General features: G+C 77.9%; 13 protein-coding genes. 7 read left to right on the top strand and 6 right to left on the bottom strand.

From position 1 onward, the window contains the following. Positions 1–75 precede the first annotated feature (75 nt). A complete protein-coding gene (locus AC2TDM_RS05050) occupies positions 76–654 on the top strand; it encodes a PPA1309 family protein (RefSeq protein ID WP_090034105.1) in 579 nt (192 codons plus the stop codon). A 19-nt stretch (positions 655–673) separates the two neighbouring features. Here the strand turns inward: AC2TDM_RS05050 and AC2TDM_RS05045 are convergent, their stop codons facing one another. Further along, on the bottom strand, positions 674–1,888 hold the full coding sequence (locus AC2TDM_RS05045) for a YlbL family protein (protein ID WP_484635996.1): 1,215 nt from the start codon (positions 1,886–1,888) through the stop codon (positions 674–676). Between the two features lie 214 nt (positions 1,889–2,102). On the opposite strand from AC2TDM_RS05045, the gene AC2TDM_RS05040 reads away from it, so the two are divergent. Beyond that, a complete protein-coding gene (locus AC2TDM_RS05040) occupies positions 2,103–3,611 on the top strand; it encodes a zinc-dependent metalloprotease (RefSeq protein ID WP_484635995.1) in 1,509 nt (502 codons plus the stop codon). A 58-nt stretch (positions 3,612–3,669) separates the two neighbouring features. Here the strand turns inward: AC2TDM_RS05040 and AC2TDM_RS05035 are convergent, their stop codons facing one another. Beyond that, positions 3,670–4,308 carry a YgjP-like metallopeptidase domain-containing protein gene (locus AC2TDM_RS05035; RefSeq protein WP_484635994.1) on the bottom strand — a complete coding sequence of 213 codons (639 nt, stop codon included), beginning with the start codon at positions 4,306–4,308 and terminating at the stop codon, positions 3,670–3,672. Between the two features lie 191 nt (positions 4,309–4,499). Here AC2TDM_RS05035 and AC2TDM_RS05030 point away from each other — a divergent pair, with 191 nt between their 5' ends. Together AC2TDM_RS05030 and AC2TDM_RS05025 are read left to right on the top strand one after the other, a co-directional pair. Next, positions 4,500–4,658 carry a DUF5679 domain-containing protein gene (locus tag AC2TDM_RS05030; RefSeq protein ID WP_090034128.1) on the top strand — a complete coding sequence of 53 codons (159 nt, stop codon included), beginning with the start codon at positions 4,500–4,502 and terminating at the stop codon, positions 4,656–4,658. A 291-nt stretch (positions 4,659–4,949) separates the two neighbouring features. Continuing rightward, positions 4,950–5,981 (top strand): ThiF family adenylyltransferase, encoded by a 1,032-nt coding sequence (locus tag AC2TDM_RS05025; protein WP_484635993.1) that lies wholly within the window; start codon positions 4,950–4,952, stop codon positions 5,979–5,981. A gap of 24 nt (positions 5,982–6,005) precedes the next feature. Here the strand turns inward: AC2TDM_RS05025 and AC2TDM_RS05020 are convergent, their stop codons facing one another. From AC2TDM_RS05020 to AC2TDM_RS05010, 3 genes are all read right to left on the bottom strand, one after another. Further along, positions 6,006–6,422, bottom strand: coding sequence for a WhiB family transcriptional regulator (locus tag AC2TDM_RS05020; RefSeq protein WP_484635992.1), 417 nt, complete (start codon positions 6,420–6,422; stop codon positions 6,006–6,008). A 132-nt stretch (positions 6,423–6,554) separates the two neighbouring features. Further along, positions 6,555–6,827 carry a hypothetical protein gene (locus tag AC2TDM_RS05015; protein WP_090034098.1) on the bottom strand — a complete coding sequence of 91 codons (273 nt, stop codon included), beginning with the start codon at positions 6,825–6,827 and terminating at the stop codon, positions 6,555–6,557. Positions 6,828–7,032: 205 nt separating this feature from the next. Continuing rightward, complete coding sequence (locus AC2TDM_RS05010; protein ID WP_090034096.1) at positions 7,033–9,120, bottom strand: ATP-dependent helicase; 2,088 nt, start codon at positions 9,118–9,120, stop codon at positions 7,033–7,035. 227 nt (positions 9,121–9,347) lie between these two features. On the opposite strand from AC2TDM_RS05010, the gene AC2TDM_RS05005 reads away from it, so the two are divergent. Together AC2TDM_RS05005 and AC2TDM_RS05000 are read left to right on the top strand one after the other, a co-directional pair. Further along, positions 9,348–9,635 carry a mycoredoxin gene (locus AC2TDM_RS05005; protein ID WP_484635991.1) on the top strand — a complete coding sequence of 96 codons (288 nt, stop codon included), beginning with the start codon at positions 9,348–9,350 and terminating at the stop codon, positions 9,633–9,635. Positions 9,636–9,703: 68 nt separating this feature from the next. Beyond that, positions 9,704–10,855, top strand: a complete 1,152-nt coding sequence (locus tag AC2TDM_RS05000) for an acyltransferase family protein (protein ID WP_484635990.1) — start codon at positions 9,704–9,706, stop codon at positions 10,853–10,855. 28 nt (positions 10,856–10,883) lie between these two features. Here AC2TDM_RS05000 and nudC read toward each other — a convergent pair whose 3' ends face one another. Further along, positions 10,884–11,987, bottom strand: coding sequence for an NAD(+) diphosphatase (nudC, locus tag AC2TDM_RS04995; RefSeq protein WP_484635989.1), 1,104 nt, complete (start codon positions 11,985–11,987; stop codon positions 10,884–10,886). 154 nt (positions 11,988–12,141) lie between these two features. Here nudC and AC2TDM_RS04990 point away from each other — a divergent pair, with 154 nt between their 5' ends. Further along, positions 12,142–13,083: a phosphotransferase gene (locus tag AC2TDM_RS04990; RefSeq protein WP_484635988.1), complete on the top strand. Its 942-nt coding sequence runs from the start codon at positions 12,142–12,144 to the stop codon at positions 13,081–13,083. The last annotated feature ends 4 nt before the right edge of the window (positions 13,084–13,087 follow it).

Raw genomic sequence — 13,087 nt, 5'->3', positions numbered from 1 at the left:
CCGGGCGTCGGGTCCGCACAGCGCAACGGCTGGTCCGGGCGCCAGGTTCCCACAGACTCGTGTGATGCTGGCGCCGTGAGCACAGGCAGCACGCGACCCGCGACCGGCCCGCAGGACGAGGAGGCGGCGCGCCGTGCGCTGGCGGACGCCGTGCGGGAGGTGGAGGTCCACGTCGCCCGCGCCGGGTGGGACGGGCCGGTGCGCGTCTTCGCGCTCGTGCGGACCCAGGCCGCCCTCGCCTCCGACCCGGGGCTGGGGCCGCGGCTGTCGATGGACGTCCTCGCGGCGGCGGCCGAGAACCCCTGGCACCTCACGTCCGTCGAGCAGGAGCGGCTGCCGCCCGCCGACGACCTCGAGGGCCTGCTCGGTGCCCTGGCCTGGCCCCCGGCGGTCGACGGCGTCGCGCTGACCGTGGAGCGCCTCGTCGTGCCGCCGCACGTGGAGGAGGCGCTGCCGGCGGACCCGGCCGCCGCCCTCGAGGTGCTGCGCACGCACCCGGAGCGGACGGACGTGCGGATGGCGGTCGGCGTCCTGCGCGCGGGTCCCTCGTGGTGCGTGCTGCGCACGCGGTCCGACGACGAGGACGCGTCCGTCGGGCAGGGGCCCGACGCCGTCCCGGGGCTCGTCGAGGCGCTGCGCGCGACGCTCGACTGAGGACGACGGACGCGACGCGTCAGGCCGCGGACGCGTCCGACGGGCCGTCCGCCGTGCAGGTCGGCAGGTCCTGCGCGTCGCCCGCGCCGATGGCCACGACGGCGTCGTAGGCCTCCTCGAGCGTGCCGACCGCGACGACCCGCAGGTCGTCGGGCACGTGCCCGACCGTCTCGGCGCAGTTGGCGTCGGGGGCGAGGAACCAGGACGCGCCGTCGCGCGACGCCCCGGAGAGCTTCTGCCGGATGCCGCCGATGGGGCCGACCCGGCCGTCGACGGAGATGGTGCCCGTGCCCGCGACGACCGCGCCGTCCGCCTCGTCCTCCGGCGTCAGGGCGTCGATGATGCCGAGCGCGAACATCGTGCCCGCCGACGGCCCGCCGATGTCCTCGGACCGGATCGTCACGTCCACGGGGAGGTCGAAGGCGGGGTCGATGTACACGCCGATGAGCGCGCGGCCGTCCGCCTCCCCCGTCACCACCGGCACGTCGACGGGGGCGCCGTCGCGCGTGACCGTGAGGGTGACGGTGTCGCCGGGGGTGACCTGGTCCAGGTGCCCGACGAGCGTCCCGTAGTCCGGCAGCGGCACGCCGTCGACGGCTGTGAGGACGTCGCCCTCCTGCACCAGGCCGACGGCCGCCGTCCCCTCCACCGCCGCGGTGATGGTGAGGACGGCGGGGACCTCGTAGCCGAGCTGGGTGAGCGCGGCGACGGTCGCGTCCTCCTGCGAGCTCGTCATCTGCGCCTGGTTCTGCTCCTCGAGCTCGTCGCGCCCGAGGTCGGGGGCGTAGACGTCCTCGGCGGGCTGGACGAGGACGTCGGGGCGCACCCACCCGACGACGACGTCGAGCACCGAGGCCGGGTAGCCGGGGCCGCCGACGGCGCTGACGGTCGTCAGCCGCAGCTCGCCCGTCGCGTCGTAGGTCGGGGCGCCGTCGATGGTGATGAGCGGCTCGCCGTCGTGCTCGCCGAGCACGTCGAGGGTCGGCCCGGGGCTGTTGACGGCGTAGGGCACGGGGAGCACGAGCCCGGCCGCCGCGAGGCCCGCGGTCGTCAGCAGCGAGACCGACAGGGTCAGCGCGCGTCGGCCCGGGCGCGTGCGGGGGTCGGTGCCGGAGGCGCCGGTCGTGCCGGTCGCGCCGGTCGCGCCGGTGCCCTCCGTGCTGCGGTCGGCGTCGCCGGGTGCCACGGGGCCGCCGACGCGCTCGTCGGGCACCCCGGCCTGCTGCTCTGTCACCGCCGCATCATCGCCCACCCGGCCGGGAGCGACCTGGGAGCGACCGCGGCGCACCCGTCCGGCCGACGCACGGCCCGCACCCAGGTCGGCGCACAGGTCCTGCGCCCTCAGCGAACCATCGCGTCGTGCCGCGGGGACGGGAGCCCGCGCCCGTCCCCGGTCGTTAGCGTGGGCACCGCCGGCGCCACCGCCGGCCCGCGACCCCGGAGGACCCATGAGCGCCGACCGACCCTCCCCCGACGGCGGCGTGCCGCCGTGGGAGCAGATGCTGCGCCAGATGCTCGGCCCCGCCGCCGACGACGCCCTGCGCGAGATGCGTGAGCGCGGGCTGGACCCGGAGGCCATGGCCGCCGCGTCCGGCATGCCGACGGACCCCCAGACGATGGCCGCCGCCATGCAGCAGGTGCAGCGCATGCTCGCCACGTCGGGCGACGAGCCCGTCAACTGGCAGGTCGCCCACGACCTGGCGCGCCAGCAGGCGGCCGTCGGCGGCGACCCCTCGCTGACGCCGACGCAGTCCCGGCAGGCGCTCGACGCGCTGCGGGTCGCCGAGCTCTGGCTCGACGCCGCGACCGACCTGCCGCCCGCCACGGGCACGCCGCGCGCCTGGACCCGCGCGGAGTGGGTCGAGGCGACGCTGCCCACGTGGCGGACGTTGACCGAGCCGGTCGCGTCGTCGCTGTCGCTGGCGCTGGCGGGCACCCTCGGGCAGGCGTTGCCGGGCGCCGACGAGCTCGAGGGCGGGCCCGGGACGGCGGGGGTGCCCGGGCTGCCGGGCATGCCGGGCCTGCCCGGGCTCGGCGCCATGGGCGACCCCCGTGAGCTGCTGCGCCGGCTGGGGTCGGCGGTGTTCGGCATGCAGGTCGGGCACGCGGCCGGGACGCTGGCGGCCGAGGCGTTCGGCACCACGGACATCGGGCTGCCGCTGCTCGAGACGCCCGGCGCGGCCCTCGTCGTGCGGAACGTCGAGGCCTTCGCCGAGGGGCTGGACGCGCCGGCGGAAGAGGTGCGCCTCTTCCTGGCGCTGCGCGAGGCGGCGGCGAACCGGCTGTTCACGCACGTGCCGTGGCTGCGGGCGCACCTACTGGGTACGGTCGAGGCGTACGCGCGCGGCATCTCGATCGACGTCGAGGGCCTCGAGGAGGCGGTGCGCGCCATCGACCCGACGGACGCCGAGGCGCTGCGCTCGGCGCTGGCGGGCGGGGTCTTCGCGCCGCAGACGACCGAGGACCAGCGCGCCGCGCTCGCGCGCCTGGAGACGGCGCTGGCGCTCGTCGAGGGCTGGGTGGAGGAGGTGACCGCGCAGGCGGCCCTGCCGCACCTGCCGCACGCGGTCCCGCTGCGCGAGATGATGCGCCGCCGCCGGGCCGCGGGCGGGCCGGCCGAGCAGACGTTCGCCACGCTCGTCGGGCTGGAGCTGCGGCCGCGGCGGTCGCGGGACGCGGCGGCCCTCTGGGCGCGCATCGCCGCCGACGGCGGGCCGGCCGGGCGGGACGCGGTCTGGGCTCACCCCGACCTCCTGCCGACGGCGCAGGACCTCGACGACCCGGCCGGGTACGCCGGGCGGCGCGCGGAGCAGACGGACGAGGGGGCCGACCTCGACCGGGTCCTGGCCGAGATCCTGGGCGAGGGCACCGGCGACGGCCCCACGGCGCCGGGGCCGCAGGACGACGGCGACGGCCCGCACGGCGACGGGCGCGGAGGGGCCGGGACCGGGGCCTGAGCGGCGGGGGCCCCGGCGTCAGGCCCAGGTCCACGGGCCGGACGCGTCGGGCCGGGCCTCAGGGCTCGACCGCGACCTCGACCCCGTCGTCGTCCGGTCGGCCGTCCGGTCGGCCGTCCGGTCGGCCGTCCGGTCGGCCGTCCGGTGCGTCGTCCGGTCCGCCGTCCGGTCCGTCGTCCGGGCCCCCGCGCTCGAGGGCGAAGGAGTAGCCCTCGAGGAAGCCGCGCGCCCGCTCGGTCCGCGGGTACCGGTTCACCTCGGCCCAGAACTCGGGGCCGTGACCCGCGTGCAGCAGGTGCACGAGCTCGTGGAGCAGCACGTAGTCGAGCACCCAGCGCGGCATCCCGCGGACGCGGTCGGAGATCCGGATGGACCGGTCCGCGGGCGTGCACGACCCCCACCGCCGCCCCTGCTGGGACGACCAGGCGACGCTGGCGGGCCGCGCCCGTCCGCCCAGGTAGCGCGCGGACAGCTCCGCGGCCCGCACGACGAGCTCGTCGTCGGACGGCCGCCGCCGCCGCTCCTGCGCCGCCAGCCGCGCGAGCATCCGCTGCACCCACTCGCGCTCCTGCGCGGGGCTGAACCGCGCCGGGATGGCGACCACCGTGCGGTCCGGCTCGCGCCACGCGGAGACCGTCCGCAGGCGACGGCGGGAGCGGCGGACCTCGACGCCGTCGAGGTCGTGCTGGTGGCGCACGGGGGTGACGGTAGTGGAGCGGCGGCCCGCCGGACGGGAGCACCGGCCCGGCCCGCCCGGCGCGCCGGGCCCCCGTGCGGCGGCGGGTCCCCCGATCGTGCGTCTACTGTGGGCGTCGCGCGGCCCGGCGACCGGTGCCGCGCCCCCGAGCCGGCCGCCGGTCCGAGGCGGCTGAAGGACAGGAGATGGTGATGGCGGAGACCTACGCGGGTGAGTTCTACTGCGTGAAGTGCAAGGAGAAGCGCGAGGCCGAGGGTGACGTCGTCGTCTCCGAGTCCGGGCGCCGCATGGCCAAGGCCGTGTGTCCGGTGTGCGGGACCAAGCTGAACCGGATCCTCGGCAAGGCCTGACACCCGGTCCGCGCCGGACCCGGCCAGACCTGGGCCGGTCTCCGAGCACACCGACCACCCGACGGGGTGCCACCGCAGCAGCGGTGGCACCCCGTCGTCGTGTCCCCCCGTCGCCCGGTCCCGTCCCGCGGCACGGGCTGTGGATGGAGGCGCCCGCGGGTCGGGTCGTCGTGGCAGGGTGCCGCCCGGCCGCCGGTGTGCCGCGGCCGGGCGGCGCACGAGAGGGGCGGCAGGACGATGCGGTTGCGGGCGGGCCTGCGTGTCCTGCGTCGGGGTCCGGGCGAGGTGCAGGTGGGCCTGGACCCGCGGTGGGCCGTGCGCGTCGACGGCCTCGCGCCCGCCGAGGTCGAGGCACTGGTGGCGCTGGACCGCGTGCGCGAGCTGCCGGTCGGCGCGGCCGGGGCGCGGGCCGTCGGCGCCCTCCCGGACACGGTCCTGCCGGGGCTGCTCGCGCTCGGCGTGCTCGACCAGGGCCGGGCCGACCCACGCGCGGCACGGGCGGCCGTCGTCTCCGCGGACGCCGCGTGCCTCGCCGGCGGCGGGGGCGGCGCGGCCGAGGTCCTGGCCCGGCGCGAGGCCGCGGTGGTGGGCGTGCTCGGGCTGGGCCCGACCGGACTGGTGGTCGCGTCGACGGTGGCCGCGGCGGGCGTCGGCACCGTGGTGCTCGACGACCCCGGCCCCGTGCGCTCCGCGGACGTGGGTCCGGGCGCCTACCGCTGGGCGGACGTGGGGTCCCCGCGCGTGGCTGCAGCGGCGCGCGCCCTGGCGGACGTGCGGGTCGACGTCCGCACGACCGCGGACCGCCGGCCCGACGTCCTGGTCGTCGTGGAGCACGGCGCCGCGGACCCGGCCCGCGCCCCCGTGCTGCTCGGCGCAGGCGTCCCGCACCTGTCGGTCGTGGTGCGCGAGGCGGACGCGCTCGTCGGGCCCTTCGTCGTGCCGGGGCGCACCCCGTGCCTGCGGTGCCTCGACCTGGCGCGCACGGCGGACGACCCGGCGTGGCCCGTCGTCGCGGCGCAGGTGGTGCCGCCCGACGCCGCTCTGCCGCTCACCGACGGGCTGGGCCTGCGGCGACGTGCCGGCCCGCCCGCGGCCGGCGGTGACCACGGGCCGCGGGCCCGCCCGGCCGCGGAGGAGCCGCTGCTGCTCAGCGGCGTCGCCGGGACGCTCGCCGCCGCGCACGTCCTCGCCGCGGTGGACGGGCGGCGGCCGCCGAGCTGGGGTGCGGTGGTGGAGGTGGCCCTGCCGGGGCTCCTCGGCGTGGCGCAACCCGTGCACCCGCACGCGCGGTGCGGGTGCACGGGCCTGCCGCCGACCGGCTGACGCCCGCGGCCGCCGGGGCGGTGGTCAGGCGGCGCCGGACGCGTCCTTGCGCGGCCGGCCGCGGCCCCGCTTCGTGGCGACGACGACGCCGTCGACGAAGACCTGGCCGCCCCAGACGCCCCAGGGCTCCTGGCGCTCCACGGCACCGGCCAGGCAGCCGGCGACGAGCGGGCACTCGCGGCACAGCGCCTTGGCCTGCTCGACCTCGGCCGTCCGCTCGGCGAACCAGAGCTCCGGGTCGTTGGACCGGCACGGCACGAGCGCGGCGACGACGGAGGTGAAGCTCCGCCGCTCCTCGAGCGTGGCCGTGGTGGTGCGGGATGCCGGGTCGGCGGCGCCCGCCGCCGGTCGGGGGGCGAGGGGGGCCGGCGCCTCGGCCAGGGCCGTCCACCGGCCGGAGCCGGTGCGCTGGTCCGTGTCGAGCAGCGTCGAGAGCCGCACGATGTCCTCCTGGTGTCCGTGCTGGTGAGCAGTGCGCGGAGGTCCGGGCCGCTGCCCACCGGGATCACCGGGGGTACGAGCAGGCCGCGGACCAGAGGGATCCGCGGCCTGGGGAGGCTGTCCGACGAGGCGTCAGACGGAGCGGGTCCTGGGTGTCGTGTCGACGACGAGGTGCGAGGTCTTCCAGGTCACCGGGGCGTACCCACCGGTGGTGCGGATCCGGCCGGTGCCGCCGACGGGGGCACCGGTGCGGGCGCCGGTACCGAGACCGGCACCGAGGCCGCTGCCGATGGCGCGGCCGCCGCTGACGACGGGCAGACCCGTCCCCTGGAACGCGCCGCCGATGGGCGCGAGGAGGTGGGCGCCACGCGGCGTCACCCCGACCAGGTCGGTCATGTTCTCCACAGCAGCCACCTCCTCTCGGCGCGGGCCGGGCCCGTGGGCGCGACCTCTCAGCAAGGACGTCCCCAGACTAGGGACGGCCCGGCGACGGGCACAATCCTTTTTCCCGGATCTTCTCGCCGGCTTGTCCCCGGGCTCGTCCCCGGCCCTTCTGGGAGCTCTTCGCCGGGCACGTGGCCGGGCTCTTCTCCCGGGTCCCGAGCCGGCGTCAGGCGCGCGGACCCACCGCGGGGCCGCGGCCCGCGACGACGTCCAGCACCGCGGGCCCGAAGCGCTGCAGCTTGACCGCGCCCACCCCGTCGACGAGGGCGAGCTCGCGCACGGTCGTCGGCAGCGTGCGCGCCACCTGCTCGAGGACGGCGTCCGTGAGCACGGTGAAGGCCGGCTTCGACGTGGTCCGCGCCACCTCGGCCCGCCAGGCGTGCAGCCGCCGCAGCACCGCCGCGTCGGGCGCGGGGCCCGCCGAGGCGCTGCACAGGGCCGCGCCGCCGACGCCGGGCCGGCCGCTGGTCGGCGTCCGCGAGCCCTCCCGGCCTCCCCGACCGCCGGCGGTGCGGCCCCGCCGCTGCTCGTCGTCGGGCCAGATGCCCGCCAGGAACGGCGTGCGCGAGCGGGACGCGCGGCCCCCCGGGTTGCGGGACCGCGCCCAGGACAGCTCGAGCCGCTCGCGCGCGCGGGTCACGCCCACGTAGAGCAGCCGCCGCTCCTCCGCGATCGCGTCCTCCCCCTCGGCGAGCGAGATCGGCACGAGCCCGTCGCTCAGCCCGACGAGGAACACTACGTCCCACTCGAGCCCCTTGGCCGCGTGCAGCGAGGCCAGGGTCACGCCCTCGACCGTCGGCGCGTGCTGGGCGGCGGCGCGCTCGTCGAGCTCTGCGACGAGGTCCTGCACGGTCGCGGACCGTCCGTCCCGGGCGGCGGTCTCCGCGAGCTCGTCGGCGAGCGCGACCAGCGCCTGCATGAGGTCCCACCGCTCGCGCGCCGCACCGCGGGCCGCCGGCGGCTCCGGGGCCCAGCCGACCGGGAGCAGCAGGCCGCGGACCGTCTGCGGCATGGGGTCGGTCGGGTCGGCGCTGCGCGCGCCGCCGCGCAGCAGTACGAGCGCGTCGCGCACCTCGCGGCGCGCGAAGAAGCGGTCCCCGCCCCGGACCGCGTACCCGATGCCGGCGCTCGCCAGGGCCTGCTCGAGGACCTCGCTCTGCGCGTTGGTCCGGTAGAGCACGGCGATCTCGCTCAGCCGTGCGCCCGCCTCGGCGAGCCGGGCGATGCGCGTGGCGACGGCCCGCGCCTCGGACTCGTCGTCCTCGTGCACCGCGTAGCGGATGGCGGGCCCGTCGGGCCGCTGGGCCACGAGCTCGAGGGGGGGCACGTCGGCCGGTCGCCGGCCGACGGCGAGGACGCGGTTGGCCAGGGCGACCACCTGCGGCGTGGAGCGGTAGTCCCGCACCAGGCGGACGACGGTGGCCCCGGGGTGGGTGCGGGCGAACGTCAGCAGGTGGTGCGGCGTCGCGCCCGTGAAGGAGTAGATGGTCTGGCTCGGGTCCCCGACCACGCACAGCTCCTGCCGGCCGCCGAGCCACTGGTCGAGGAGGAACTGCTGGAGAGGGCTGACGTCCTGGTACTCGTCCACCACGAAGTGGCGGTACTGCGCGCGCACCTGCTCCGTCACGTCCGCCCGCTCCGACAGCACGGCGCCGAGCAGGAGCAGCACGTCCTCGAAGTCCATGACGTGCCGCTCGGTCTTCACGTCCTCGTAGGCCGTGAGCAGCCGGGCGAGCGTGCGGGCGTCGTACCCCTCGGGCAGCGCTCGGCCGGCCGCGAGCACGGCCCGCTCGTAGTCGTCCGCCGCGACGAGGCTGACCTTCGCCCACTCGATCTCCGACGCGAGGTCGCGCACCGCGACCCGGTCCACCTCCAGGCCGAGCCGCCGCGCCGCGTCGGCGACCGCCGGGGCCTTGTGCTCGAGCAGGCGCGGCGGGGCGCCGCCGACGACCTTCGGCCAGAAGTAGGTGAGCTGGCGCAGGGCGGCGGAGTGGAAGGTCCGCGCCTGCACACCCGTGGCGCCCAGGTCCCGCAGGCGCATCCGCATCTCCCCCGCGGCACGGGCCGTGAACGTCACCGCCAGCACGCTCGACGGGCGGTACGTGCCGGTCCGCACGCCGTAGGCGATGCGGTGGGTGATGGCCCGGGTCTTCCCGGTGCCGGCGCCCGCGAGCACGCAGACGGGCCCGGTGAGGGCGGTGGCGACGGCGCGCTGGTCGGGGTCGAGCGCGTCGAGGAGGGCGTCGGCGGACATCGCCACCAGTCTCGCAGGGACCCCCGACACGGCGGGCCGGCGACGGACGGCTGTGGACCCGTCGGCCGGACGACGCGGGCGGGCCGCCGCGCACGCCCCCTCGTCGGGAGGGGTTCCGGACGGGCGGGAAGCACGGGGGCCGTGGCAGCGTTCAGCAAGGGACCGGCCGCACCACGGCCACCACCGTCCGGGCCGCGCGCCGCGGACGGCAGACGAGAGGGAGAGCGATGTCGAGCGGGACGACGGGAACGGCAACCGGCACCGGGGCGGGCACGGCGGGTGCCGTGACGATGTACTCGACGACGTGGTGCGGGTACTGCAAGCGCCTCAAGACGCAGCTGGACTCGGCCGGCATCGCCTACACCGAGGTCGACATCGAGCAGGTGCCGGACGCGGCGGCGCTCGTCGAGCAGGTGAACGGCGGGAACCGCACCGTCCCCACGGTCGTGTTCCCCGACGGCTCGGCGCTCACCAACCCCTCGCTGGTGCAGGTGAAGCAGAGGCTCGGCGCCTGACGTCGGAGCCCCTCTCCCGCCGCCGGTCGCCCGCGGTACTGTCACCGCCCGACGGGAGGGGGGCCCTGATGACGACGAGCGCGCGGATGCCTGCGGTGGACGCGATGCGGCTGCTCGCCGCCGTGGCGGTGCTGCTCTTCCACTGGTTCGCGGACCGCCGCATCACCACCGCCGCCTTCGGGTGGGACGCCGAGGACGTGCCGAGGTGGCTCGCGGGCGCCGGCGCCTACGGCTTCCTGGGCGTCCCCGTCTTCTTCGTCATCAGCGGCATCGTCATGGTGCCCAGCGCCGCCCGGACGGGACCGGCCCGCTTCCTGGTCGCCCGAGCGGTGCGGCTGCTGCCCCTCTTCGTGCCGATCGCCACCGTGTCCGCCGTGCTCGCCGTCGTCGACGGACGCCTGACGTCGCTCACGCCGGCAGAGGCGCTGCTGTCGCCCCTGCTCCTCAGCGACGTCCTGCACGTGCCCTGGGCCGACCCGCCGTTCTGGACCTTGTGGGCCGAGCTGCGGTTCTACGCGTTGCTCGCCGTCGTGATGGTCGTGGCGCGGCCCCTCGACGTCCCGCGGGTCGTGGCGGCCGCCTACGCCTGGCTCGCGGTGGCTCTCGCCGCGCGGCAGGCCGGTGCGCCCACCGGGGTGCTGACCGTGGCCCTGCAGTACGAGTACGCCCCGGCGTTCGTCCTCGGCCTCCTGCTGGGCGCGTGGCGGTTCGGAGCACGGGCTCTGGTCGTGCTCCCGGGCGTGCTCGTGACGACGACCCTGCTCGGCCTGCACACCGCCGACCACGTGGACCTCATCGCCCCGGATGCCGTCGTCCCCCGCTCCCCGACGGTCGGCGCAGCCCTGCTCGTCGCGTCCGTCGTGGTGCTCGCCGTGGCGACGCGGGTGGTGCTCCCGGCACGGCCGACGCGGCTCGTGCAGGATGCGGCCGGCATGACGTACCCGCTCTACCTCGTCCACCTCGCGTGGGGTGCGACGCTCGCGGCGACCCTCGTCGAGCTCGGCGCACCACCGCTCGGGGCCGCGGTGGGTGCGGGCGTCGTCGTGCTCGCCCTGGCCTACGTCCTGGGGACGGTGCTGGAACCGCGGCTCCGGGCCGCGCTCACCCGACGCCTGTGGGACGTACACCCGGACGCGACGCCGCAGCCCCTCCACGCCGGCCGCGGCCGGCGCGCCGGCGCCCCGGCCGCACCAGCACCACCACCCGCGTCCTCCGTCTGACGCGACAGGGCCGACGACTCGCCCGGGGTCAGCCGCCGGTGGACGGGTCCGCCGGCGGCAGGGGCTGCCCGTACCACTCGGCGATGAGCGCGTGCGCGATCGAGGAGCGCCCCGGCAGCACCACGGCGCCGCTGCGCACCGCGGCGGCGAGCTCCTCGCGGCTGAACCAGCGGGCCTGCGTCATCTCGACCCCGTCCGGCACCACCGTCGTCGACGTCGCGCGGGCGCGGTAGCCCAGCATGAGCGACGCGGGGAACGGCCAGGGCTGGCTGCCCCGGTACTCCACCTCGCCGACGTGCACGCCGGTCTCCTCGAGCACCTCGCGCCGCACGGCCGCCTCCGGCGGCTCCCCCGCCTCGACGAACCCCGCGAGCGTCGAGAAGCGGCCCTCGGGCCAGCCGGCCGAGTGGCCGAGCAGCACCCGGTCGTCGGCGTCGACGACCGCCATGATGACGGCGGGGTCGGTCCGCGGGTAGTGCTCCGAGCGGTCGACCGGGCAGCGGCGGGCCCACCCCGCCTGCACGACCTCCGTGGCCGCGCCGCACCGGGGGCAGCGCGGGTGCCGGGCGTGCCAGGCGGTCAGGGCGACCGCCGTCGTCGCCAACCCCGCGTCGCGCGAGCCGAGGCGGGCACCCACCTCGCGCAGGGGTGCGAACACCGGCTCTCCTGCCCACACCGCGGGTGCCACGGCGGGTGCCACGGCGGGTGCCACGGCGGTACCGGCTCGCTCGGCGGCGCCCGCGTCCGCGGCGCGCTCGTCACGTCCGGGGTGCACGCCGTCGTCGGAGCGGTGGACCTCGTCCGGCTCGACGAGGCGCTCGTCGACGCCGAACGAGCGGGCCAGGTGCAGCGTGCCGTCCGCCTCACGGCCCAGGAACAGCCAGGTGGCGGCAGCGCCGTCCGCTGCCGCGCTCCCTCCGACGTCCGTGGCGGGCCGCAGGTCGAGAGCCGCCGCGCCCGCGCCGTCCCCGGACGCCTCGACGACGGGCACGACGGCCACGGCGCCGTCCCGGACGAGGAGGACCCGCGTGGTGGGCGCGGCCAGCGCGTCGGCGACGAGGCCTGGACGGGTGCGCAGGTCGGCGGCGCGGTCGACGGTCGCACGGGACAGGGGGAGCTCGTCGAGGACCACGCCCGACACCGTACGCACCGGTCGGGCACCGGGCGGGCCGCCGCGACCGCCGCCGATGGCAGGTGGTGCCTCCTCCGTGCCCGGCCGGTGCGCGGCCGGACACGCCCCGGGCGGTTGGGGCGCCCCGCGGCGGGCCGCACCTACCCTCGGTGCCATGACCCGCTCGCCGCTCGTCCTCGCCGCGCTCGCCACGGCCGCCGTGCCGGGGCTGGACGTCTGGGACGCGCACCCCGCCGGCTCCGGCTCCGACGACGACGCCGCCGTCGTGGTCGACGCGCGGCGCGGACGCTGGCTGGTCCGGGCGCCGCGCACGGCCGCCGCCGGTGCTGCGCTGGAGGCCGAGGTCGCGCTCCTCGCGGCGCTCGAGGACCACGTGGAGGGCGGCCGGCTGCCCTTCGCCGTCGCCCGGCCGACCGGCTTCGCCGCGCTGCCCGAGGGCGGCCGCGCGATGGTGCACCGGCAGCTCCCCGGCGCACCGCTGCGGCTCGAGACGCTCACCGCCGGCCCCGGCCTGGCCGCGTCCCTCGGCCGTGCGCTGGCCGCGCTCCACGAGCTGCCGACCGCCGTCGTCGAGCAGCAGGGCCTGCCGGTCTACGACGCCGCCGGCTACCGCGAGCGCCGCCTCGCCGAGGTCGACGAGGCCGCGCGCACCGGGCACGTGCCGCCCACCCTGCTGCGCCGGTGGGAGCGGCTGCTCGAGGACGTGTCGCTGTGGCGGTTCCGCCCGGTGGTCGTGCACGGGGACCTGACGGAGGAGCACGTGCTCGTCCAGGACGGCGCGGTGTGCGGGGTCGTCGGCTGGACGGAGACGAAGGTCGCCGACCCCGCCGACGACCTGTCCTGGCTGCTCGTGGCGGCCCCGCCGGACGCCGTCGACTCCATCCTCGAGGCGTACCTGCTGCGCCGGACGGAGCTCGGCGACCCGCACCTGCAGGACCGTGCGCTGCTGGCGGGCGAGCTGGCCCTGGCGCGGTGGCTCCTGCACGGGGTGCGCACGGGCGACGACGCGGTGGTCCAGGACGCCGTCGCCATGCTGCGCGACCTCGACGCCTCCTGCCGCGAGAGCGAGCCGGTGGCCGAGCCCGTCGCCGGCTGACGGC

This window comes from Cellulomonas sp. plas2 (genome assembly GCF_057221735.1).
The sequence above is the reverse complement of the archived record's forward strand: the minus strand, read 5'-3'. Positions and strand labels throughout refer to the sequence as shown.